General features: G+C 40.9%; 22 protein-coding genes. 10 read left to right on the plus strand and 12 right to left on the minus strand.

Annotation, left to right across the window (positions count from 1 at the left end; all coding sequences use genetic code 11):
* Window positions 1–7: 7 nt before the first annotated feature.
* From F3G91_RS09080 to F3G91_RS09090, 3 genes are all read right to left on the minus strand, one after another.
* A complete protein-coding gene (locus tag F3G91_RS09080) occupies window positions 8–760 on the minus strand; it encodes an amino acid ABC transporter substrate-binding protein (protein ID WP_021093337.1) in 753 nt (250 codons plus the stop codon).
* A 9-nt stretch (window positions 761–769) separates the two neighbouring features.
* The gene (locus F3G91_RS09085) at window positions 770–1,549 is read right to left on the minus strand and encodes an amino acid ABC transporter substrate-binding protein (RefSeq protein WP_149701370.1); all 780 of its coding nucleotides are present in this window, start codon (window positions 1,547–1,549) and stop codon (window positions 770–772) included.
* A 142-nt stretch (window positions 1,550–1,691) separates the two neighbouring features.
* Window positions 1,692–5,144 (minus strand): acyl-[ACP]--phospholipid O-acyltransferase, encoded by a 3,453-nt coding sequence (locus tag F3G91_RS09090; RefSeq protein WP_149701371.1) that lies wholly within the window; start codon window positions 5,142–5,144, stop codon window positions 1,692–1,694.
* A 172-nt stretch (window positions 5,145–5,316) separates the two neighbouring features.
* On the opposite strand from F3G91_RS09090, the gene mnmG reads away from it, so the two are divergent.
* The 6 genes from mnmG (at window position 5,317) to crcB (ending at window position 11,694) form a co-directional block, all read left to right on the plus strand.
* Window positions 5,317–7,179, plus strand: coding sequence for a tRNA uridine-5-carboxymethylaminomethyl(34) synthesis enzyme MnmG (mnmG, locus tag F3G91_RS09095; protein ID WP_149701372.1), 1,863 nt, complete (start codon window positions 5,317–5,319; stop codon window positions 7,177–7,179).
* 180 nt (window positions 7,180–7,359) lie between these two features.
* Complete coding sequence (gene petA / locus F3G91_RS09100) at window positions 7,360–7,863, plus strand: ubiquinol-cytochrome c reductase iron-sulfur subunit (protein ID WP_103650271.1); 504 nt, start codon at window positions 7,360–7,362, stop codon at window positions 7,861–7,863.
* 10 nt (window positions 7,864–7,873) lie between these two features.
* Window positions 7,874–9,118 carry a cytochrome b gene (locus F3G91_RS09105; protein WP_103650272.1) on the plus strand — a complete coding sequence of 415 codons (1,245 nt, stop codon included), beginning with the start codon at window positions 7,874–7,876 and terminating at the stop codon, window positions 9,116–9,118.
* Between the two features lie 2 nt (window positions 9,119–9,120).
* Window positions 9,121–10,161, plus strand: coding sequence for a c-type cytochrome (locus F3G91_RS09110; RefSeq protein WP_149701373.1), 1,041 nt, complete (start codon window positions 9,121–9,123; stop codon window positions 10,159–10,161).
* A 340-nt stretch (window positions 10,162–10,501) separates the two neighbouring features.
* Window positions 10,502–11,341 (plus strand): biotin synthase, encoded by an 840-nt coding sequence (locus tag F3G91_RS09115; protein WP_149701374.1) that lies wholly within the window; start codon window positions 10,502–10,504, stop codon window positions 11,339–11,341.
* Window positions 11,341–11,694, plus strand: coding sequence for a fluoride efflux transporter CrcB (gene crcB / locus F3G91_RS09120; RefSeq protein WP_149701375.1), 354 nt, complete (start codon window positions 11,341–11,343; stop codon window positions 11,692–11,694). Before F3G91_RS09115 ends, crcB begins: the two co-directional genes overlap by 1 nt.
* Window positions 11,695–12,322: 628 nt before the next feature.
* On the opposite strand, the gene F3G91_RS09125 is transcribed toward crcB, so the two are convergent.
* The gene (locus F3G91_RS09125) at window positions 12,323–12,805 is read right to left on the minus strand and encodes a hypothetical protein (protein WP_149701376.1); all 483 of its coding nucleotides are present in this window, start codon (window positions 12,803–12,805) and stop codon (window positions 12,323–12,325) included.
* 116 nt (window positions 12,806–12,921) lie between these two features.
* Between F3G91_RS09125 and F3G91_RS09130 the strand changes: the two genes are divergently transcribed.
* Genes F3G91_RS09130 through F3G91_RS09140 form a run of 3 tightly spaced genes read left to right on the plus strand, consistent with a single transcriptional unit; the run spans window position 12,922 to window position 16,165 of the window.
* Window positions 12,922–14,085 carry a cation:proton antiporter gene (locus tag F3G91_RS09130; protein WP_149701377.1) on the plus strand — a complete coding sequence of 388 codons (1,164 nt, stop codon included), beginning with the start codon at window positions 12,922–12,924 and terminating at the stop codon, window positions 14,083–14,085.
* 2 nt (window positions 14,086–14,087) lie between these two features.
* Window positions 14,088–15,365 carry a citrate synthase gene (locus F3G91_RS09135; RefSeq protein ID WP_021085366.1) on the plus strand — a complete coding sequence of 426 codons (1,278 nt, stop codon included), beginning with the start codon at window positions 14,088–14,090 and terminating at the stop codon, window positions 15,363–15,365.
* Window positions 15,362–16,165 (plus strand): 3'(2'),5'-bisphosphate nucleotidase CysQ family protein, encoded by an 804-nt coding sequence (locus tag F3G91_RS09140; protein ID WP_149701378.1) that lies wholly within the window; start codon window positions 15,362–15,364, stop codon window positions 16,163–16,165. Before F3G91_RS09135 ends, F3G91_RS09140 begins: the two co-directional genes overlap by 4 nt.
* 2 nt (window positions 16,166–16,167) lie before the next feature.
* Here the strand turns inward: F3G91_RS09140 and F3G91_RS09145 are convergent, their stop codons facing one another.
* Genes F3G91_RS09145 through F3G91_RS09180 form a run of 8 tightly spaced genes read right to left on the minus strand, consistent with a single transcriptional unit; the run spans window position 16,168 to window position 22,192 of the window.
* Window positions 16,168–16,632 carry a damage-inducible protein gene (locus tag F3G91_RS09145; RefSeq protein ID WP_149701379.1) on the minus strand — a complete coding sequence of 155 codons (465 nt, stop codon included), beginning with the start codon at window positions 16,630–16,632 and terminating at the stop codon, window positions 16,168–16,170.
* A gap of 1 nt (window position 16,633) precedes the next feature.
* Window positions 16,634–18,190 (minus strand): class I SAM-dependent methyltransferase, encoded by a 1,557-nt coding sequence (locus F3G91_RS09150; RefSeq protein ID WP_149701380.1) that lies wholly within the window; start codon window positions 18,188–18,190, stop codon window positions 16,634–16,636.
* A 9-nt stretch (window positions 18,191–18,199) separates the two neighbouring features.
* On the minus strand, window positions 18,200–18,697 hold the full coding sequence (locus tag F3G91_RS09155) for a redoxin family protein (RefSeq protein WP_103585984.1): 498 nt from the start codon (window positions 18,695–18,697) through the stop codon (window positions 18,200–18,202).
* 36 nt (window positions 18,698–18,733) lie between these two features.
* Window positions 18,734–19,408 carry a molybdate ABC transporter permease subunit gene (modB, locus tag F3G91_RS09160; RefSeq protein ID WP_149701484.1) on the minus strand — a complete coding sequence of 225 codons (675 nt, stop codon included), beginning with the start codon at window positions 19,406–19,408 and terminating at the stop codon, window positions 18,734–18,736.
* On the minus strand, window positions 19,408–20,265 hold the full coding sequence (locus F3G91_RS09165; RefSeq protein WP_149701381.1) for a sulfate/molybdate ABC transporter ATP-binding protein: 858 nt from the start codon (window positions 20,263–20,265) through the stop codon (window positions 19,408–19,410). The genes modB and F3G91_RS09165 overlap by 1 nt, the downstream gene beginning before the upstream one ends.
* Window positions 20,266–20,267: 2 nt before the next feature.
* Window positions 20,268–20,657, minus strand: a complete 390-nt coding sequence (locus F3G91_RS09170; RefSeq protein WP_148823613.1) for a TOBE domain-containing protein — start codon at window positions 20,655–20,657, stop codon at window positions 20,268–20,270.
* Window positions 20,654–21,409, minus strand: a complete 756-nt coding sequence (modA, locus tag F3G91_RS09175) for a molybdate ABC transporter substrate-binding protein (RefSeq protein WP_149701382.1) — start codon at window positions 21,407–21,409, stop codon at window positions 20,654–20,656. Before modA ends, F3G91_RS09170 begins: the two co-directional genes overlap by 4 nt.
* Entirely contained in the window at window positions 21,410–22,192 is a 783-nt protein-coding gene (locus F3G91_RS09180; RefSeq protein WP_149701383.1) for a TOBE domain-containing protein, read from the minus strand.
* 154 nt (window positions 22,193–22,346) lie between these two features.
* On the opposite strand from F3G91_RS09180, the gene F3G91_RS09185 reads away from it, so the two are divergent.
* A complete protein-coding gene (locus F3G91_RS09185) occupies window positions 22,347–23,063 on the plus strand; it encodes an MlaA family lipoprotein (protein ID WP_149701384.1) in 717 nt (238 codons plus the stop codon).
* Window position 23,064 lies beyond the last annotated feature (1 nt).

Genomic DNA, 23,064 nt, shown 5'->3' on the forward strand with positions numbered 1-23,064 from the left:
TGATCCTTTATTTTGAAATATCTTTTCCAAAATATTTCATCGAAATTTCGCTTATCTTGCCCTCGGCTTTTAGTTCATCAAGCGCTTTGTTTATCGCTTCTAGTAGCTCGGTGTTACCTTTTTTAAGAAGTGCAGCTGTTGGCATCGGCTCATTGCTAGTATATGCGATCTTTAGTGGTGCATTTGGGCGTTGTTTGATGTAGTCAAAAAATGTGACATTGTCATTTATCGTATCATCAGCTCTTTTTGAGATGATAAGCTCCACGCCTTTGCTAAAGCCATCGGCTACGACCACTGTTGCGCCATTTTTCTCAGCTATCGCTGCCCAGTTGCTAGTTGCAGAGTGCACGCTTTTTTTGCCCTTTAGATCAGCAAAACTTTTGATGTCGTTATTGTCTTTATGCACGACAATTACTGGATATGGCATGGTGTAAGGCACGCTCATATCATACTTTTTCTTTCTATCTTCGTTTATGCTAACTTGATTAAATACCACGTCCGCTTTGCCAGCATCAAATGCAGCTAGCATCGCATCCCATGGAGCTGTTAGAAACTCTATCTTTAAATTTAGCTTCTTTGCCACAGCTTTTGCGATATCTACGTCATAACCTACTAGCTCGCCCTTTTCATCATAAAATGAGTAAGGTGAGTAAGTGCCTTCAGTTGCGACTATAAGTTCGCCTTTTTTGATAGTTGAAGCATTTAAATTTAAAGCTAAAAAAGCACCTGCGATAAAGCCAAAAATGGGCTTAAAATTCATTGATTCTCCTTATTTAGAAATGTCTTTGCCGAAATATTTAAGCGAAATTTCGCTTAAAACTCCTTCTTTGCTAAGCTCATTTAGGGCAATATTTATCTTATTTAGTAGCTCTTTGTTACCTTTTTTAACAATCGCAGCCGTATACATCGGCTCATCGCCAGCTTCGATGATCTTTATAGGGGCGTTTGGGTGTTGTTTGATGTAGTCATAAAACATCACCGCATCATCTATCGTATCATCAGCTCTTTTTGTGATGATCAAATTTATCTGATCGCTCAAACTATCAGCCACAACTAGCTTGGCGCCATACTTTTCAACGGTTGGTATCCACATGCTATTTACTGAATGCACGCTTCTTTTGCCTTTTAGATCGGCAAAGCTTTTGATGTCGTTATTATCTTTATGCACGACGATGGCCGAGTAAGAGACCATATATGGCACGCTGTAGTCATACTTTTTCTTTCGCTCGTCTGTTATGCTTACTTGGTTAAACACCACGTCCGCCTTGCCAGCGTCAAATGCCGCAAGCATCGCATCCCATGAAGCTTCGATAAATTTTGGTTTTACGCCTAGTTTTTTAGCCACGGCTCTTGCTATCTCCACGTCATAGCCCATTAGCTCATCTTTTTCATTGTGAAATGAAAATGGCGAATAAACGCCTTCCGTTGCTATCCTTATGACGCCATCTTTTTTGATCTGCTCGTAAGAATTTGCCAAGGCAGAATTTAAAGAGAACAAGCAAGCAACTACGCAGAGCGCACCAAATTTAAAAGCACTAGAAAATTTCATACAAAACTCCTTATAGAAAAAATAAAATCAATAATGGAATTTGCAAAAAAGATAAATTTAAGATTTATGCAAATGTCAGTCGCAACTGCGACCTAGGTAATATTTTGGCGCTATTTTATCACAAAAATAAAAGGGCGGCGTCTCACTCCGCTAAAAGTGAGACCGCTAGAGCTTTAACGCCCTTAAAATCAACCTTGCCGCTTGCAAGCGTTGGGATATCATCAACGATGAATATATAGCTTGGCATCATTATAGGAGCTAGGCTGCTCTCTTTTAAAATTTGCTCGATATTCTCAGGCTCTGTGCCACTTTTTACTAAAAGTGCGATCGCTTCGCCTTTTTTGCTATCTGGCACGTTTGCGCTGCTAAAGACGACGTCGCCCCCAAGTACCTTTGCAAGCTCTTCTTCGACGCTTCCAAGGCTTATCATCTCGCCGCCTATCTTGGCAAATCTTGAGTATCTATCTACGATAAACACAAAGCCGTTTTCATCGATGTGGCCTTTATCGCCAGTTTTATAGTATCTTACGCCGTCAATGTGCGTGATGACCTCGCTTGTTTTGGCTTCGTCGTTTAGATAGCCCTTCATCACCTGCGATCCACCGATGACGATGAGCCCGTCTGTGCCAGTTTCTAGCTCTTCAAGCGTCTCTGGGTCGATTATCTTGATGATAGTGCCAGGCAGAGGCATGCCAACGCTGCCAGGTCTATTAAATGTAAGCTCTTTTAGGCTCTCTTTTTCTAGGATATTTGGCATATTTACAGCAGCTACCGGCGCCGTTTCGGTCGCGCCATATCCTTCATAAATTTCTATGCCAAATTTGAGCCTAAACTCGTCTTTTATCTCAGGTTTTAGCTTTTCAGCCCCAGCTACGACCATTCTGGCACTTTGAAACATCAGCGGATGAAGCTTTTTGTTTCTGGTGTAGAGCCTAAAGAAGGTTGAGGTGCCAAAGATGATGCTAGCGCTGTGTCTCGCGGCCATTTTGCCGATAGTCGCTCCGTCTGTTGGGTCAGGTACGCTTACCATTTTTATGCCCTCGCAAAGCGGCATGAGCGTGGTCACTGTTAGTCCAAATGAGTGAAAAACAGGGAGTGAGTTTAAGATCACGTCATCTTTTTTGAAATTTAGAAGTTCGCTTATTTGCTTAATGTTTGCAAGTAAATTTTTGTGGCTTAGCTCGATGCCTTTTGGCTCGCCTTCGCTGCCGCTACTAAATAAAATGGTAGCTGTATCTTCTAAGCTTACACGCTTAAAATAGCAAAATTTGATGAGCCAAGTTGGAGCAAAAAAGGCAGTTAAAAGCGCTAAAAATTTCTCTTTTTTTGAGACGCTAGCTGAGAGATCTTCTGCAAATTTAGCCTTGCCACTCATCGCATCTTTTAGATCAAAGCCCTTAAGTGCTAGTTTTTCAAGAAATTTGCTAGAGGTGATGACTGTATTTATATCTGCCTTTCTTAGGGCGTGATTTAGCGAGGTCTCATTTAGTGTGTAGTTTAAATTTACGCTCACTTTGCCCATGGCAAGAAGCGCCATATTTACTATCGCTGCGATGCTTGAGCTAGGCAGCAAGATGCCTATATTTTTCTCATCTTTTAGCTCGCGTTTGAAAATTTTGATAAAGACTAAAACGGCTGTTATAAATTTCAAGTTGCTTAAATTTAGCCCAGTGCTGTCGCTCACGCACTCTTTAAATTTATTTTCTTTTGCGTTATTTAGCCATTCGCTTGTTAGTGGTTTTTGCCTTGAGATGAAGCTCTCCCACGATGAAAAGCTAAGCTCAAGCACCTTTTGCTTCATCTTTGCAGCGTTTATAAATGTGGTTATTGGCTTGCCAAAGGCGACGATGATGTCGCGTCTGCCATTTTTAGAAGTGAGGTCTTTGTAAAATTTACTAGCCCTTGAAAAGCTCGAACCCCAAAGGCCACGAAGATAAAATGGCACGATGCAAATTTCTTCCAGATCTCTGATGATAAGCTCAAAGCCTTTTTGAAATTCATTTATCTGGCCGTTGTAGCTGATGTGGCCCTCTGGGAAAAGTGCGACCACTTCGCCATTTTTTAGGCACTCTCTAACTAGCTCGATCGACTCTTTGCTAGCGCCTGCGCCTATTGGGATCACTTTAAAAAATTTAAAAATTTGCTTTAGATACCATTTGTTATAGATCGTTCTATACATGACAAATCTTATGCCCCTTGGGCTTGCGGCTTGAAGCACGAGCCAGTCGATCCAGCTGATGTGATTGCCAAGAAGTAGCGCGCCGCCACTTTGCGGTAAATTTTGAAGTCCCTCAACGAAAAAGCGGTACTTTGTCTTTAAAAATGGTAGTAAAAGTAGCCTTGTGAAAAGATGTGGAAGCTGTAAAATGGCGTAAAAACTGCCGACTAAGCAAACAAGCGCTGTAAAGACAAAGAGTCCGGTGGTTGAAATTTCAAAATATACTAAGCCTATGCCAATGGCTAGAAATAGCAGCATTGAGACGTTTTGCAAGAAGTTGTTTGCCGCCATTATCTTGCCGGTGCTCTTTTGCGGGGCAAAGTACTGGATCATCGCATTTAGCGGCACTATAAATATGCCTCCAAAAAAGCCAAATGCAAATGAGCTAAGGCTCACTACGCCGATATTTGAGCCAAAAGCGAAAAATAATAGCGAGAAAAATATACCAATAGCGCCCATCGGCACGATGCCAAGCTCGATGTGTAGCTTTGACATAGAGCCAGCCACGTATGAGCCAAATGCGATACCTATGGCGCTTACTGCAAGGATCGCCTGCACTGCTAGAGAGCTGTCGTCATTAAAAACTGCCTTGTAGTGAGCTGGGAAGGCTGCTATGATGATCTGAGAGATGCCCCAAAATATGCTAAGTCCAGCGATGCTTAGCCAGATATTTTTATCTGATCTTACCTCTTTTAAATTCTCTCTTAAGTAGCTAAGGCTGATGTATTTTTTGAGCTCAAATTCTCCGCTTTGTTCGTTTGTTTCGCTGATATAAGGTAGCTTGTAGGCAAAAAATGCCTCAAGTGCGCTAAAAACGACCAAAAAGATGCCGATAGGATAGACGCTTTTTAAAATTTCTTCTGAGTTTTCGCCTTGGATGTATAAATTTTCAAATATAAATGAAAATAAAAATGAGCTAACAAGTATCGCTACGATGGTAAGCGCTTGGATGACGCCGTTTGCTGTGCCAAGTCGCTCAGTGCCGACAAGTGCTTTGATGATGCCATATTTTGCAGGCGAGTAGATCGCGCTTTGAGCAGCTAGTATGAGAGTGAGTGCAAATGCCACGCCAAAAGCGCCCAAAAGGTAGCTAATAAACACCGCAACGCTGATAACAACGCCAAAGACGGCGCAAATTCTAATAACCTTTGTCTTTGCAAATTTGTCATTTATAAAGCTTGAAGGCGAAAATAAAAATATAAATGGAAGTAAGATCATCGCGTTTATAACGGCTGTTAGGATGAAAAGCGTGTCGCCTGAGTAGGTCTTTAAAAGGACGTTTTGGATGGTGATTTTGTGTGCTAGATCGACACTTGCGTTTAAAAATGCGATCGCAAGGTAGGGCAAAAAGCCAGCGACTTTTAGTAAATTCCTCATGAATAAAGCCTTTTTGGATTTAAAATTTTGTAAATCTAGCAGTAAAATATTTAAAATATCATTAATAAAAAACTCTAGTCATAAATTTTGTGGTGAAATTTCTTTGAAAAAATTTAAATTTTATATGCTTTTTGATAAAATCCGCCTATCAAAAAACAAGGAAAAATTTATCATGAACTATGAAATCATCGTCGTTGGCGGCGGACATGCTGGCATTGAGGCAAGTCTTGCGGCTGCTAGAATGGGCAAACAAACTTTACTGATCACGATATTAGCCGAGCAAATAGGCGCTGCAAGCTGTAACCCAGCCATCGGAGGCCTTGCAAAGGGGCATCTTGTAAAAGAGATCGACGCGCTTGGCGGTCAAATGGGGCTTACAACTGATGCAGTTGGTATCCAGTTTCGCGTGCTAAATGAGAGTAAAGGCCCAGCAGTACGTGGTAGCCGCGCTCAGATTGATATGGATAGATACCGCGTTTATATGAGAAATTTGCTTTTAAACACGCCAAATTTAGAAATTTCTCAAGAGATCGCTACTGAAATTTTAAGCGAAAATGGCGAGATAACAGGCGTTAAAACCCACCTAAATAACACATATAACGCAAAAAAAGTGATAATTACAACTGGCACATTTTTAAACGGGCTTATCCACGTTGGATTTAACAAACTTGAGGCTGGCCGTGTGGGTGAGCTAAGCGCAAAGGATCTAAGCTCTAGTCTAAGGGAGCTTGGGCTAAATTTAGGCAGGCTAAAGACTGGAACATGCCCAAGGATCGACGCAAAAACGATAAATTTTGAAATTTTAGAAATGCAAGATGGCGATCAAGACCCAACGCCTTTTAGCTTTAGAACTAAAAATTTCTCTCCAACGCAGCTGCCATGCTACATCGCCTATACAAACGAAACCACGCACGAGATAATCCGCTCAAATTTCGACAAAGCGCCGCTTTTTACAGGTCAGATCGAAGGGATCGGACCAAGATATTGCCCAAGTATCGAGGATAAGATAAACCGCTTTGGCGACCGCGACAGACACCACCTTTTCATCGAGCCTCAGACCCTTGAAGCGACAGAGTACTACATAAACGGCTTTTCAACGAGCCTGCCTTATGAGGTGCAAGTGCAGATGCTCCGCTCTGTAAAGGGTTTTGAAAACGCTAAAATCGTAAGGCACGGATATGCTATCGAGTACGACTACGTCGAGCCAACACAGCTAAAACATAGCTTGGAGACTAAAAAGGTAAAAGGGTTATACTTGGCTGGGCAGATAAACGGCACGACAGGATACGAGGAGGCTGGTGCTCAGGGGCTAATGGCTGGTATAAATGCAGCGCTTTCTCTTGATAATAAAGAGCCGCTCATCTTGCGCCGTGACGAGGCGTATATCGGTGTTTTGATAGATGATCTTGTGACAAAAGGGACAAAAGAGCCATATAGGATGTTTACGAGTAGGGCGGAGTATCGCTTGCTTTTGCGTGAAGAAAATGCCATTTTAAGGCTTGGCGGATATGGTCATGAGCTTGGGCTGCTTGATGATGAGACTTTTAACGAGATCGAAAATATAAGAAGAAATTTAAAAGATGGGTTAGAGTTTTTAAACGAGACTCAGATCACACCAAGTAAGGCAAATTTAGAGCTTTTAGCAAGTCTTGATGAAGAGCCGATCAGCCAAAACGTGAGCCTTCAAAAGATAGTCGCACGCAAGAGCTTTACGGCCGAGAAACTAAGAAAGCTTGATGAGAGATTTGTAAATTTAGACGATGCGAGCATGGATCAAATTTTAACCGAGTGCAAGTATCAGCACTACATCAGCGAGCAAAAAAATCAGATAGAAAAAATGAAAGATATGATGGATGTGAAAATTCCTGAAAATTTCGACTTTAGAAGCATAAGCGGACTTAGCAACGAAGTGGTCGAAAAGCTTGAGAAATTTGCCCCGCCAACGCTCTTTGCAGCGAGTGAAATTTCAGGTATCACGCCAGCAGCTATTGACATTTTGCATATCTACATAAAGATGAGCGAGAAAAAGGCTTAAATTTAAAAACAGCTCTAAATTTAACAAGGGCTGTTTTAAATAAATTTCTAAATTTATCCCAAAAAAACGTGAATTTAAAGCTTAAATTCACTTTATTTTTACAAACTATATTGCTAGATTATAGTTTTTTAATTTTTTGGGAGTATAATCGTTTAAATTTTATTTATAGAAAGGAAATTAATGTCAGTAAAGCAAGAAAGACGAAGCTTTATCGGCCTTGCGTTTGGTGCTGTGGCAGCTGTGGGTGGCGCTATGTCACTAGTTGCCATGAAAAAGACCTGGGATCCGCTCCCTAGCGTAAAAGCTGCTGGTTTTACAACTGTCGATCTAAGCCCGATCAAAGATGGCGAGATGAGACAGGTTGAGTGGCGTAAAAAGCCTATCTTCATCCTCAAAAAAAGTCCAGATATGGCTAAAAACGACAAGAGAGATGTAGTCGTTGGAGATGCGAGATATGTAGTTCTTATCGGACTTTGCACACACCTAGGATGTATCCCTGAGTACAAGTCTAGCAAGCAAATTTTTGTCTGCGCCTGTCATGGCGGCGAATTTAACGTTGATGGCGTGCAGACATACGGACCTCCACCAAGACCGCTTGATATCCCACCATTTAAGATAGATGGAACCAAGCTAGTTCTAGGCGAAACAAGCCCAGAATATGAAAAATTAGTAGCTAAAGCTTAGGAGGTTAGCGATGTCTTTATCTCATAAATCAACTGGCGTTATTGACTGGCTTGACCAGCGCCTAGCTTTTACAAAACTGATGAAGGTTCTAGTTAGCGAATACTGGATCCCAAAAAATATAAATTTCCTTTGGGCGATGGGTGTTATCCTAACGACACTTTTCTTACTTTTGATCATCACTGGCTTTTTGCTTATGATGTATTACAAACCAGACATACATTTAGCCTTTGATAGCGTAAATTACACTATCATGCAAGAGGTCGAGTACGGCTGGCTGTGGCGTCATATCCACGCGATTTCAGCATCGACTATCTTTCTTATCATGTATATCCACTTGCTTACTGGACTTTACTATGGCTCATACAAAAGAGGCAGAGAGGTCATTTGGGTAAGCGGCATGGTGCTATTTATCTGCTTTTCAGCAGAGGCATTTAGCGGCTATATGCTCCCATGGGGTCAGATGAGCTACTGGGCGGCTACTGTTATCACTCAGCTCTTTGGTGGCGTGCCAGTTATCGGCGATGCTTTGGTTGAGTGGATCAGGGGCGATTATGCAGTTGGCGACTCGACACTTACAAGATTTTTCATGCTTCACGTATGCTTGCTACCACTTGTAACTATCGTTGTTTTGGTTATCCACTTCTACTCACTAAGAGTTCCACACGTAAATAACCTAACAAGCGAAGATATCGACTTTGACGTAGAGGCTGAGGTCTATCTACACGGTGACAGAGCAAAAGCTAAAGTTATACCATTTTGGCCAGGATTTTTGGCAAAAGACTTCATGTATGTATCATTTTTTATGATATTTGTTATGTATCTCGTTTGCTATCATTTTGGCTTTGCGATGGATCCTATCAACTTTGAGCCAGCAAATCCACTAAAAACTCCACCACACATCTATCCAGAGTGGTATTTCTTGTGGCAGTATGAAATTTTACGTGGCTTCTTCTTTGATATAGCTGGAATTTCAGCTTATAACATCGGTCTTATCGCGTTTGCCTTTGCGGGCGTGGCATTTATGCTTATACCACTCTTTGATAGAAGCGACCTTGTGGCACCAGCTCACAAAAGACCATTATTTTTCGTATGGTTTTGGATACTAGTTATCGACCTTATCGTCTTATCGATATATGGCAAGCTCCCAACAGGTGGCATCAACGACTGGATAGGATTTTATGCGTCACTGCTATTTTTAGTGCTATTTATAATCGCACTTCCAGTTATCACAATACTTGAAAGAAAAAGGGGCTAATCATGAAAGAGCTTAAAATTTTTGCCATCGTTGTTATCCTTTCAGGTATTTTATACTGGGGTATCGAGCCTTACGCTCACACAAAGCTTCATCCGCACACTGCAAATGCTGAGTACAACTTCTCAAAAGAAGATACTGACTACGCAAAGCACTTTTTAGAGCAGAAAAAAGAGGCGCTTGAAGCTGCAAAAGCTAGCGGCAACAAAGCTAGCATAGAAGCGGCTACAAAAGATGTTGAGACAGCACAAAAAATTCTTGATGACTACACAGCTTTTTGGGCTGATATAAACTCGATCGACCTTGCAAAAGGTGACGCTGCAAAAGGTGCTGAAACGTTTGGGGCAGCTGGATGTACAGGATGTCACGGCATCGAAGCAGCTGGTATGCCAGCTAGTATGGACGCTGAGACAGCTAGCCAAAGCTTTGGCGTAGTGCCGCCAGATCTTAGCACAGCTGGTAAAATTTATGACGAGAGATTTTTGGCTGCACTTATCAAAAATCCAACTATGGCTGTAAAACTATCTCATAAATTTAACGACGAGCATCCTTATCCGATGACTGCATTTATGGGTGCTGACGGCGATATAAACGCTGAGATCGCTGACATAGTTGCTTATCTTAAAAAAGTATCAGCTGATGCGGATGCAAAGAGCAAGATCACTGAAGAAAAGGTATTTGCTGATGCATGTCAAAGATGCCACGATATGAAGTATGATAAAAAATATACTCTTAGCAACAAAGTAAGCCTTGCAGCTTATATGGGCTCAAACCCACCTGATCTATCTATGATGATCCGCTCAAAAGGTGCAGACTATTTGCATAAATTTATAAACGATACTCAAAAGATGCTTCCAGGCACTGCGATGCCTAGAGTTGGCTTAAACAAAGCCGCTGAAGACGACATAGTATCTTACATCCAAAAAGTAGGCGACAGTAAAAAGGCAGAGCGCGAAAGCACTGGCATTTACACGATGATCTACTTCTTTATCTTAGGAATTTTTGCTTGGCTTTGGAAGCGCAAAGTCTGGAGCGAACTCCACTAAAATTTAAGAGCCTTTTTGGCTCTTAAATTCTCTCTAGTAAATTTACATATATAAATAAGTATGTGATTTTTTAAATTTATTCTTTTTTGCAAATTTGCTTAAACTGTTTTGTAAATTTTAAAATTTGCTTGACACCTATCTAATTTAACAAAGTAATTCTGCAAATTTTAAAACTTTACTCACTCGCCTTAGCAGACTACTAAATTTAGGCTGCACTACGTTTAGAGCCGTGATATGCAAGCTCTAATTTTAAAATTTATCCGTTTTCTCGTAAATTCAAGCCACTCTACTTAAATTTTAAACCTATCAAAGCTATAATGCTCCCCAAAAAGGACAAAAAATGAAGACAATCATGCTTTGTGCGATATGCTCCGTCACGCAGGGAAACTGCGCTGAGGACTGCGCTTATTGCACGCAAAGTGCCAAAGCTGGCGCTGATATCACAAAATTTAAAGAAAAAAGCGTGCAGCAGGTGGTGGACGAGGCCAAAATGGCATATAAAAATCACGCTCTTGGCTTTTGTTTAGTCACAAGTGGCGCTAGGCTAAATAACAAAAAGACCGACTACATCGCATCTTTAGCAAGAGCTGTGAGCAAAGAAGTGCCAAATTTGATGCTCATCGCATGTAATGGCATGGCGACCTACGAGCAGCTTTGTGAGCTCAAAAAGGCTGGCGTTTTTAGCTACAACCACAACCTAGAAACAAGCCGCGAATATTTCTCAAAAATCTGCACAACGCACTCTTGGGACGAGAGATATCAGACAAATTTAGACGCAAAAAGGGCTGGGCTCATGCTTTGCACTGGCGGCATTTACGGCGTTGGCGAGAGCGAGGCTGACAGGGTGAGCTTTAGAGCTAGCCTAAAAGAGCTTGAGCCATTTTCGTCGCCTATAAATTTTTTCATAAAAAGCGACGCCCTGCGCCTTGATCTGCCACCTCTTAGCGCGGATGAAGCCCTAAAAATCGTGCGTGAGACCAAAAGCGCGCTGCCAGAAACTAGGGTCATGATAGCTGGCGGCAGGGAGAAGATATTAGGCGAGAGGCAGTACGAGATCTTTGAAAATGGCGCCGATGCGATCGTGATAGGCGACTACCTCACCGCAAAGGGCGAGAAGGCAAGCAAGGACATCGAGGAGCTTACAAAGCGCGGTTTTAGCTTTGCAAGTATCTGCCACTAATGCTAGTAAATTTACTTTGTGCGGGGCTTGGGGGCTTTATCGGAGCTGGATGCAGGTTTTTAGTCGGTGAGCTGCTAAAATTTAGCCACTTTCCCCTAGCCACGCTTGGCGTAAATGTGCTTGGCAGCTTCATTATCGGTGTTTTATTTTGCCTAAATTTAAGCCAAAGCGTGAGGGTTTTCTTAGTCGTTGGCATACTTGGCGGCTTTACCACGTTTTCAAGCTTTAGCCTTGATAGCGTTAAATTTTTACTAGAAGGCGAACTCATAAAAGGCTTTTTAAATATATTTTTAAACCTTAGTCTTTGCCTACTTGCAAGCTATCTTGGCATTTTACTTGGTAAAAATTTGTGAGAGCTTGCAAATTTAACAGAGCTTAAATTTTGCTAGATTTTCTTAACCGCATGCAGTGCGAAGCACTGAAGCATGCACCTCTAACGTTGTCGGAGTTAGGGGATTGTTAAGGGGAAAGGGAGCGACTTCGTAATTCAAGCCTCTTCCACCTTAACAAAGAAGAAAAAACTTTAAATTTCTAAAAAACTATTTTGCAAATTTTAAAATCTTACTCACTCGCCTTAGCAGACTACTAAATTTGGGCTGCACTTCGTTTAGCACTAAATTTAGAGCCGTGATATGCTCGCTCATAAATTTTAAAATTTGTTATAAACTCCTTTGGCATAAAACACATGCGGCACGATAGTGCTATCGCATGCTCCTTGAACGTGCGAGGGGATTGGGGGATTTAAAAAGGGGGATAAGGGGACGGCTTCGTAATTCAAGTCCCCTTGTCTCCCTTTTGATAAATTTACATCTCAAAGCAAATTTTAAACTTTCATTCACTCGCAAGAGTTGACTACAGATTTTAGGTCTCGCAAAGCTTGCCACTAAAATCAGAGCCGAAATTACTCGTTCATGAAATTTTAAAATTTGCTCAAATTTAACAAAACTGCATGCAGTGCGTAGCGCCGTCACATGCACCTCTCTACTTAGCTTCTACCTTTGGCATCTGCAGCATAAAATTTCTAGCTTCGCTTAAAAGCACCGGCTTAAGCGCATCTGCTGATGTTTGTGGGTCGTAAATTCTCTCATACGAAAGTATCAAAACTCCATCTTTTTTAAGTAAAAAGTAGATTATTTCTATATTTTTGCTCTTAGTTTCATCTTTTATGAGGGCTAAAATTTGATCATTTTCTTCACTAAAAAGCACGTTTTTATCTTGCTTAAGATCCCTTTTTAGCTCTTCTAGCTCGTTTTTTGTCTTGACATCTTTGTCAAACTTTACTCTAAAAGAGGCAAAGTGCTCGTCCATGTTTTCATTTTTTAAAAAGTAAAAACTCTCATTTTTAACCACTTGCTTTTTATAAAATGTGCTGCCATCAAATCTAAAACTCTCAACTAAATTTAGCTCGCCTGCCAAAGAAAAGACGCCAAAAAATATCAAAATAAAAAGGCTAAATTTACGCATAAAATTTCACTCCAAATTTCTAAAAATAGCCGCCATTTTGCCCAAATTTTGCTTAGCTTAATCAAAAAATAACAAAGCTTTTTATACAATCAGGCATTTTTATTTTAAGGATCTTTTTGCAGTTACACCAAGCAAGCGAGCTTAGCATCCTTGTCGTTTTGGCATTTATCGTCTTTGCTTCGCCTTATATTTCTAAAATTTTACGCATACCAGTTGCTCCTGCTGAGATACTACTTGGAGCGGTTGCCGGCTACATCGGAGTCGTTGGCGACAACGAGATGTTTAAGCTCATCAGCGAAGTTGGCTTTTTCTTTTTGATGTTTCTAGCTGGCATGGAGATCGATCTTAGGATGCTCATAAACATCGACCGTAAAATTTTGCGCCTTGGGCTCATCTACCTTGCGCTCATCTACGCTCTAGCCACGGCTTTGACGCTAGGACTTGAGCTTAGCCTACTTTACATCATCATCATCCCGATAATGGCCGTTGGTATGGTATTTACGCTATTTAAGGAGTATGGCAAGCAGCAAGAGTGGCTAAATTTAAGCATGCTAATAGCAACTATCGGCGAGCTTTTAAGCATCACGCTTCTAACATTTACCGCTGCTTACTTGCAGTTTGGAGCGAGTATAAATTTATGGCTAACGATTGGCTATTTGATCCTATTTTTGGCTATCAGCGTGCTTAGTTTTAAAATTTTGGACGTGCTTTTTTGGTGGTATCCGGGGCTTAAAGTGGTGCTTATGCCACACTATGACAAGGACGAGAAGGACATCAGGCTTTGCATCGCGGTATTTTTCACGATGATAGCCTTGATGCTATATCTAAATTTAGAAGTAGCCTTTGGTGCGTTTATCGCAGGTATGTTTATCACGACATTTTTTGATCACAAAAAGGATCTGCCGCACAAGCTTTCAAGCTTTGGATTTGGCTTTTTGGTGCCGATATTTTTCATCCACATAGGCTCGACTTTCAAGCTTTCAAGCCTAGGATCTAGCGAAGTGATAAAGGATGCTATTTTTATATTTTTAGCGATGCTTGGCACCAGAGTTATATCTAGTTTGCTCTTTTTGGGCAAGCTTGGCTTTAGAGGGATATTTTTATTTGCCATTTCGCAATCTATGCCACTCACTCTTTTGATCGCAGTTGCTACTATCGCACACAAATCAGGCGAGATAAGTGACTATTCTTACTCATCTTTTATCCTAGCAAGCCTCACACAAGCTATAATAGGAGCTATAATCATCAAAATTTTAATGCAATCAAAAAGCAAGGAGTAAAAATGTCATCAAATACAGCCACACTAATCGACAACCGAACTGGCAAGAGCTATGAATTTCCTATCCTAAAAGGCACTATGGGACCAGATGTCATCGACATATCGACCTTCTTTAGTGACACTGGGATGTTTACCTTTGACAGAGGTTACACCTCAACTGCGATGTGCCGCTCAGCCATAACCTACATCGACGGCCTAAAGGGCGAGCTCATGTATAGGGGCTACGACATCGCATATTTGGCTGAAAATAAGACATTTTTAGACGTTGCCTACCTGCTTTTAAACAAAGAGCTACCAACTAACGAGCAATACAGGGGCTTTAAAGATGAGCTCAAAAAAAGAAGCTTCATACACGAGGGCATGATGAAGCTCTTTGACGCATTTCCAGACAAGGCGCACCCTATGGCGATCTTGCAGGCAGCGGTCTCAGCGCTAAGTGCCTTTTACTCAGACCACCTAAACATGGACAAGCCTGAAGAGTATCACGAAATGGCTATGCGTATCATCGCTAAGATCCCAACGATTGCGGCCTTTAGCTACCGCTACTCACGCGGACTTCCTATCATCTATCCAAATTTAGATCGTGGCTTTACTGAAAATTTCCTCTACATGATGAGAGGCTATCCATACGAACATGTTGATCTTAAGCCTATCGAGATAAAGGCGCTTGATACGGTCTTTATGCTCCACGCTGATCACGAGCAAAATGCTTCGACGACTACCGTTAGGACTGTTGGCTCTACGCACGCGCACCCATATGCATGTATAAGCGCAGGTATCGGCGCACTTTGGGGCTGGGCTCATGGTGGGGCAAACGAGGGCGTTATCCGCCAGCTAGAAGAGATCGGCTCGGTCGCAAACGTCGATAAATACATCGCTAGAGCAAAGGATAAGAACGATCCATTTAGACTAATGGGCTTTGGTCACAGGGTCTATAAAAACTTCGACCCACGCGCAAAGGTGCTTAAAAAGATGAGAGATCAGCTGATGGATGAGATCGGCATTAGCTCAGAGCTTATAAAGATCGCCAACCGCATCGAAGAGATCGCCTTAAATGACGACTACTTTGTAAGTAGAAATTTGTATCCAAATGTTGATTTTCACTCAGGGCTCATCCTAAAGGCGCTTGGCATACCAAATAATATGTTTGCCGTTATCTTCGTCATCGGCAGGACGCCAGGCTGGATCAGCCAGTGGATCGAACTAAAAGAGCAAGACACTATAAAGATCGTCCGCCCAAGACAGCTCTACGTCGGAGAGACGAACAGAACACCAAAATGAGCGAGCTTTTAAACTTAGCCATTAAAGCAGCCATTAGCGCTGGGAGTGAGATAATGAAAATTTACTCATCTAATGGCAAGGCGCTCAAAGTCTGCCTAAAAGATGACAGCTCGCCGCTAACTAGCGCTGATCTAGCGGCAAATGAGGTGATACTAAAAGAGCTAAGTAAAAGCGGGATAAAAATTTGCTCTGAAGAGAGCATCTTGCAAGAGAGCGATAAAGATGAATTTTGGTTAGTTGATCCCCTTGATGGCACAAAAGAATTTTTGGCTAGAAATGGCGAATTTTGCGTTTGCATAGCGCTTATAAAAGAGGCTAGGCCGGTGCTTGGCGTCATTTTTATCCCAGTTAGCAAAGAGCTTTTTTATGCCGATGAAAACGGCGCTTTTAAAGAAATTTTAGGCGCTAATGATGAGGTCATAGCAAAGCAAAATCTAAATGAAAAAGCTAAAAGCTTAAATAACTTTATCTTTTCAAGCAGAAGAGGCGAGACGAAGATGGCCACGCTTATAAGAGATAGTTTAAATTTAGAGCAAAAATGCATCGGATCTGCCATTAAATTTTGCCGTTTAGCTGAGCTTGGTGGGGTATATGTGAGATTTAGTCCAAGCTATCTTTGGGACAATGCTGCAGGCGAGGCGGTGGTGAAATTTAGCGGTGGCAAGGTCTTAAATGCTAGCGACAGATGTGAGCCAAGTTACAAGCTAGCGGATTTAAAAAGCCCATTTTACGTAGCATTTGGCAAAAATGCTTTGGGCTTAGAAGATGAAGTTTTTAAGCTAATAGAGCAGGGTAGATAAGGCTACTTGCACCTTATCTCGCTACTCATCTTTAAAAATACGCTTTCGTTTTGCTCTAAAAATTTATTTGCCGCTTCTAAATCTTGAAATTTATCTTTTAGCCTGATCACCAAAGTGCCACATTTTAGCTCTCTAGCTCGCTCTAAACTAGCATCAAAGCTTTGCGTTAGATCATTTACGCTTTTTATCAAAAGATCGTTTTTGCCTAGCTCTTTTACGCTAAATTTAGTGTGTCTCTCAGCCCTTACTACGCCAAGATAGTTTGCGACTTTAACATTACTTATGTAGATAAAAACCCCCTCACGCAAGTTACTACTAAACGCCACTGCATCATCTTGCTCAAGTATCTTTGCAAGCTCCTCTCCGCCGTAGGTTAGGCTGCTTTTAAGATTTAAGTTCTTCACGCTTGGCTGGCTCGCACAACCTGCTAAAAATATACAAAATATAAGAGCTAAAGTTCTTTTCATTTTAAATTTCCTCAAGCAAATAGAGCATGCTAGCTATTTTTGTTGTGCCCACGATATAGCCCTTTAAGTGAGTGACTAGTTTGTCATTTTTAAGCTCTTTGCCATTTTTATCAGATATTTTTATGCTGTTTTCTTTTATAAATTTCAAACTCTTAGCCGTTATTTCTTCGAAAGTATTTTTACCATCAAGTAGTAAAAAAATATAGTAATCAAGTCTGTCAAGACGTTCTGTGAGACCAAATTTGTTTGCAAAGGTAATGTCTGCGTTATCTTTGTGATTTAAAAAGTACTTTATGTAGCCAGTTAAATTTGCCTTTAGTCTTGAGTGATTTGGAGCGTATTCTATATCTTTTAGCTCATCTTTTACGATCATTGCGCTTGCTGAGTTAGTTAAAAGTCTTACAAAAGCGCTATAAACCATGAGCTTATCTTCTGGCAAAATCTCTAAAATTTGAGAGAGATTTATGCTCGCTGGATACATCCTATAAAAGACCTCGCAAAGCCAAGATATATCTTGAGGCATAAGAGAAAATTTATCGTGCCATCCGTCATCTTTTTTTATAAAGTCTGCCACTACGTGAATTTTATTTACATCACTTGGCCCTATTTGTTTATTAGCCACACTCTCATAAGCCTTAGCATGTACTATGAGGCTTTGTCTAAAAACTTTATTATTAACTATATCTATAAACTGCTCTAGATCGATCCTATCTTTAAATTTGCTATCTTTGTAATTATCTACATGCTCTATGCCAAGATCTGGCACAAAAAGGTCTTCAAGTCCATATTCGCAAAGATAGGCAAGATCGTTTTTAGCTAGCATGGCATTAAAGTCTTTAAAGTAAAATGGATCGTTTATCTCTTCTAAAAACTCATGTGCTATATAAAAATCATCTTTTTCAAACACTATGTCTATCCAATAAAGTAGCAGCTTTACAGGTATTTTATCTTCATAGTTTGCACCAAGCTTTGTTAGTAAGACCTCTTTATAGACTAAAAGTGCCTCCTTAGCAGCCTTTAGCCGCTCTTCAGTGCTATCTTTATCTTTTGCAGCAAGCAACATAAGATCACGCACTACATCTTTTACCTTCCAGCCTGGATAGACATTGTAAGAGATAAACGCCACGCCGTTTTGGCTTAAATTTTCTCTTACAACCCTTAAAATAGCATCTTTTACAAAGTCAGGCACCCAGCTAAAGACGCCGTGAGCGATGATGTAGTCAAATTTCTCATCACTTTTAAACTCGCAGATATCGCCGTGAATTAGCTCTAAATTGCTTAGTCCTATCTCTTTAACGATCTCTTTGCCACGCCTTATTTGCTCGCCGCTAAGGTCGATGCCAACTACTCTTGCGTTCTCGTTATTTACGGCAAATGGGATCAAATTCCCACCAAAGCTGCACCCTATCTCAAGCACTTTTGCGTTTTTGCAAGGCGGTGGATTGATGCCAAGAAGTGTGGCGCAAGCCTCTAGTTTATAGGGCGATGACTGCGCAAATGCTGCTGATTTATATGTTAGCTCGTCGTAAGACTTTTCGATCTTGCTATTTTTGTCCATTTTCTATCCTTAGTAGTCTTCGTTTTTTATCTTCTCCAGCATATTTTTAGCGTCGTTTTCAGGCTCATCAACGATATATGCGCGCCTTATATTGCCACCTTTTATGATAAGTGTTTGACGAAAGTAAAATTTATGCCCATTTGAAGCTGCAAATACCGGAAGCTCAAGCGCGCGCTCTAGCATAAACTCGCTATCATTTAAAAACATTACGCCAGTTGCGGTCTCTTCTTCAAATTTCTTCTGAGCTGCGATATCTTGGGAGCCAATAGCTACTACCATAAAGCCAAGATCATTAAATTCTTTAAGAAGTTTTTTGTAGTTTATCGCTTGCTTCGTGCAGCCTTTCATGCCAGCAGTTTTTTGCAGCTGTTCGCTTAAAAGCTCGAAGTCCTCGCCTATCTTTGGATAGATAAAAACCACGCAGTTATGGGTTCTTGCAAATGCAGAAAAGTCAAATTCTTTACCGTCTAAAGTCCTTAAATAGATACTTGTAGGCACTTTTATCATGTTTGGTCCTTTAAAAATTTTATCTATTATATATCTTTAAGCTTTTTTAGAATTTAAGAGATAGACGGCAAAAAGTACGAAAAAGCTAATTGTTAGCATCAAAAGCGCGTAGATGTGAGCTTTGGTATAGTCAAGCATCTCAACCGCCTCAAATATCGCGATACTAGCGACCTTGCTCTCTCCAGCCACGCTACCACCTATCATCAAAACCACGCCAAACTCACCCATCGTGTGAGCGAAACTAACAACGATCGCGGTTAGTAAATTTGATCTGATACTTGGTAAGATGACCCTAAAAATGGTCGTAAGCTTGCTTTTGCCAAGGCTGTAGCTCGCCTCAAAAAGGCTCTTTTTTAGACTATTTAGCCCAGCGTAAATGGGTCCAAACATAAATGGCAGCGAGTAGATGCAGCTTGCCACAACAAGGCCAGTGAAGTTAAAAACTAGCCTCACGCCAAAGAGCTCTTCTATAAATTTACCAAAGGCCGAGTAAGGCGAGAGAAAAATGAGCAAATAAAAGCCAAGAACGCTTGGCGGCAGCACCAAAGGCAGCGAGATGATGGACTCTAAAAATGCCTTGCCAAAGAATTTCTTTTGCGACATAAAGTAAGCAAGCCCTACGCAGAAGAAAAATAGGATAAAGGTCGTGATGAAAGAGAGTTTTAGTGAGAGCCAAAATGGCTCGTAATCAATATTTGCTAGCTCGCTCATCATACTTTTACCAAATTTACGCCAAAGGCTTTTGTACTAACTATGACCGTGTCGCCAGCTCTTAGCCCACTAGCCTCTGCGCTACTTAGCACGACCTCGCAAATTTGGCGGTTTATTAGCACGCTTGCTACAAAAATGGCGTCGCGCTTTTTGATCTCCAAAACCTTAGCGTTAAATGCAAATTTCTGCGATCCTGCACTTTTTAAAAATATCTCGCTCGCACTGCCAGACCTTGAAATTTTGCCATTTTCAAGGACAAAAACCTTGCTGCAAAGCTTGTAAATTTCAGCTATGTCGTGACTTACTAAGATAGCGCTCATCTTAAACTCATCGTGAAGTGCTAGCAAATAGTCTTGCAGCTTCTCACGCATGGCGTTATCTAGGGCACTTAGTGGCTCATCAAGCAGTAAAATTTCTGGCTTTCTCATCACCGCACGAGCAAGTGCTACGCGCTGCTTTTGACCGCCCGAGAGTTCGCCTATCTTGGCGTTTTTTAGGCTCTTTAGCTCGCAAATTTCAAGCAGTTTATTTGCTAAATTTTCATCGTTATTTGCAAAGAGTAAATTTTTAAAGACGTTCATATTTTCAAAAAGGGCGTAGTCTTGAAACAAAAAGCCGATATTTCGCTTTTGTGGGGCTAAATTTGTATTTTCATCAAAAAATATCTTATCTCCGACCTTTATCACGCCACTTTGCGGGGCTTCAAAGCCAGCGATGAGCCGCAGTATTGTCGTTTTGCCTCCGCCACTTGCTCCATAAAGTGCGACAAACTCGCCACTTTCAAAAGCAAGCTCAGCCTCAAGCATAAATTTACCGCCACCGCCATTTAGCTCTTTTTTACAAGAAATTTCTATCATTTTTAAGCGCTTACGTGGATACTTGTTGATTTAACGTAGGCAAAGAGCTCGTCATTTTCCTCTAAATTTAGCCCTTTTAGGGCGTGATTTGAGATGATAGCTTCAAAGCAAAGCTGCTCGCACCTTAGGCTAACTATGCTTAAAATTTCGCCACGAGTTATGCCTACAACCTCGCATTTTAGCTCATTTTCAAGCGAGCTAGTTTCAAATTTAAGTCTTGACAAGATGACGTCTGAGCTTTTAAAATTTAAGCTCACCTCATCATTTAGAGCAAATTTGCTAGCCTCATTTAAAGCTAGCATATATAAATTTGTCCCTAAATTTAGGCACTCAAGCTCAAAAAAACTGACGCCATCTTTAGAAGAAATTTGAACGATCTTTGCTTTTATCATTTAGCTGGAACGTTGTAGCCAAATTTCTTGAAAATTTCTCTTGCCTTTTCGCCCAAGACAAACTCATAAAATGCCTTCGCATCAGCGTTATTTTCAGCACGTTTTAAAAGCACGATGCCTTGATCGATCGGAGTGTAGAGCTCTTGAGGCACGAAGATGTAGTTAGTGCTCTCTTTGTATTTTGCCATTTTCTCGCTAAAAAGCGCACTAGCAGCGATAAAACCAACATCTGAAGCACTTAGTGCCTGAGAAAGTGTCTCAGAAATTTTTTGAGCATAGACGATGTTTTTCTCTACCTCATCATAAATTTTTGCATTTTTAAGAGCCTCGATGCTAGCCTTGCCGTAAGGTGCGGTCTCTGGGTTTGCTATTGAGATAGCTTTTAGGCCGCGAACCACTTCTATGCCCTTTTTAAAATTCACATCTCTTATAGAAAAGATCGCCAAAGCGCCTTGTGCATAAACTTTTGGAGCAGCTACTGCAAAGCCTGTGTCGTAGGCTTTTTGCGCAAAGCCCATATCAGCAGCCATAAAGATATCAGCTGGGGCCTGGTTTTGTATCTGCGTGACAAGGCCGCCGCTTGCGCCAAGAGTTAGGTTGATCTTAGCGTCTGGATGAAGCTTGTTAAACTCTTTTATAAGCTCAGGAAATGCGTAAGTCGTGTTTGCTGCGGCATAGACATTTACCTCTGCGCCAAGTGCATTTACGGCAAGCAACGCCGCCACACATAAAAATTTAAAAACCCTTTTCATTTATACTCCTATTATGATTTGAGATGATTTTACTATCGCTATTAGCGTGTCGCCAGCGCCTATTTGCATATCCATGGCGCTATCTTTTGTGATGATGGCAGTTAGAGTCTGCTCGTCGCTTAGCTTTAGTGTGATCTCAGCATTTACGGCGCCTATTTTTGCCTCGATGACCTCGCCTTTTAGCTGATTTTTTGTGCTTATTTTTATATCAAGATCTTTTGCGAGAATGACTGCTGGAGCTTTAAAGATAAAAACTACCTTTTGACCCACTTTAAGAGCTAAATTTTTCTCGCTCTCAACTGTTATTGTCGCTTCAAGTGTGTTGCCATTGCTTAGTTTTGCAACTATTTCAGAATTTACAGCGCCTCTATTTATACTAACGATCTCACATGAGAGCTGGTTTCTAGCGCTTAAATTCATACTCATCCTTTGAAGGTTTATGATATCAACATCTTCAAAATCAACCTTTTGGCAAATTTTTTGCAAAAAGTCCTTTTGTGTCTCAAGGATGGCGTCGTAAATTTTTATCAGCTTTTTGGCATATGGGCTAAGCTCAGAGCCGCTATTTTTCTTGTTGCCATCGGCCCTTACAATTAGCGGTTTGCTACTTTTGTTATTTATGGTATCTAGGCAGTCCCAAGCGTTTTTATAAGATATGCCGACAACATCAGCTGCTTTTGTGATACTTTTTGTCTCCTTTATCGCCTTAAGTAGCGCTATATGCTTTGCTAAAACCTGCGTATCTTCGCCTAGAAATAGCTCTAAATTTATATCTGCTTTCAAAATTTTAACCTCTAAATATATAATAATAATTTGCAAAGTATATCTAATTATATTAATACAAAAACTTAAAATTACAAATTTTCTTTAACTTTTTGTAAAGTTTCAAGAAGATAAAATCAAGCTGTATTTTATAAATAAATTTTAAGGTTTTATGATGAAATTTTTGCTAGCTATCTTTTGTAGCCTGCTTTTAGCCTGTGCCAGCGCCGATATAAACGCGACTAATGGCAATGAAAATGATGACTTTGATGTTGAATTTGAAGCAAAAAAAGATGTATTTGACCCGCTTAGTGGCTACAACCGAGTGATGACAAATGTAAATGACTTTATCTACATAAACATGCTAACTCCAGTAGCAAAAGGCTACGCTTATGTCGTGCCAGCCACAGCTAGAACGATGGTTGCAAATTTCTTTGACAACCTCCTTTTTCCAGTGCGCTTTGTAAATAACCTGCTTCAGTTTAAATTTCAAAATGCTGGCGAAGAGACTTTGCGCTTTTTAGCAAATACGATAATTGGCTTTGGTGGGCTAACAGACGGGGCAAAATACTATGATCTAAAGGCTCACAACGAGGACTTTGGACAGACCCTTGGATACTGGGGGCTTGGAAGCGGCTTTCACATCGTTTGGCCACTTATCGGACCATCAAATTTAAGAGATACTGGCGGCCTAGTTGGCGACTATTTTGCCGATCCTATCAGCTACGTAGATCCTATGCTTTTATCGGCTGGTATCAAGTCTTATAGGACGTTTAATAGCTTTGCACAAGATCCAACTGCTTATGAAAAACTAAGAAAAGACGCGATCGATCTATATCCATTTTTACGCGATGCTTACGAGCAAAGACGCGATAAACTTATCAAGGAGTAAG

The sequence above is a fragment of the Campylobacter concisus genome (genome assembly GCF_902460715.1).
In the GTDB taxonomy this organism is placed as follows: Bacteria; Campylobacterota; Campylobacteria; order Campylobacterales; family Campylobacteraceae; genus Campylobacter_A; species Campylobacter_A concisus_AK.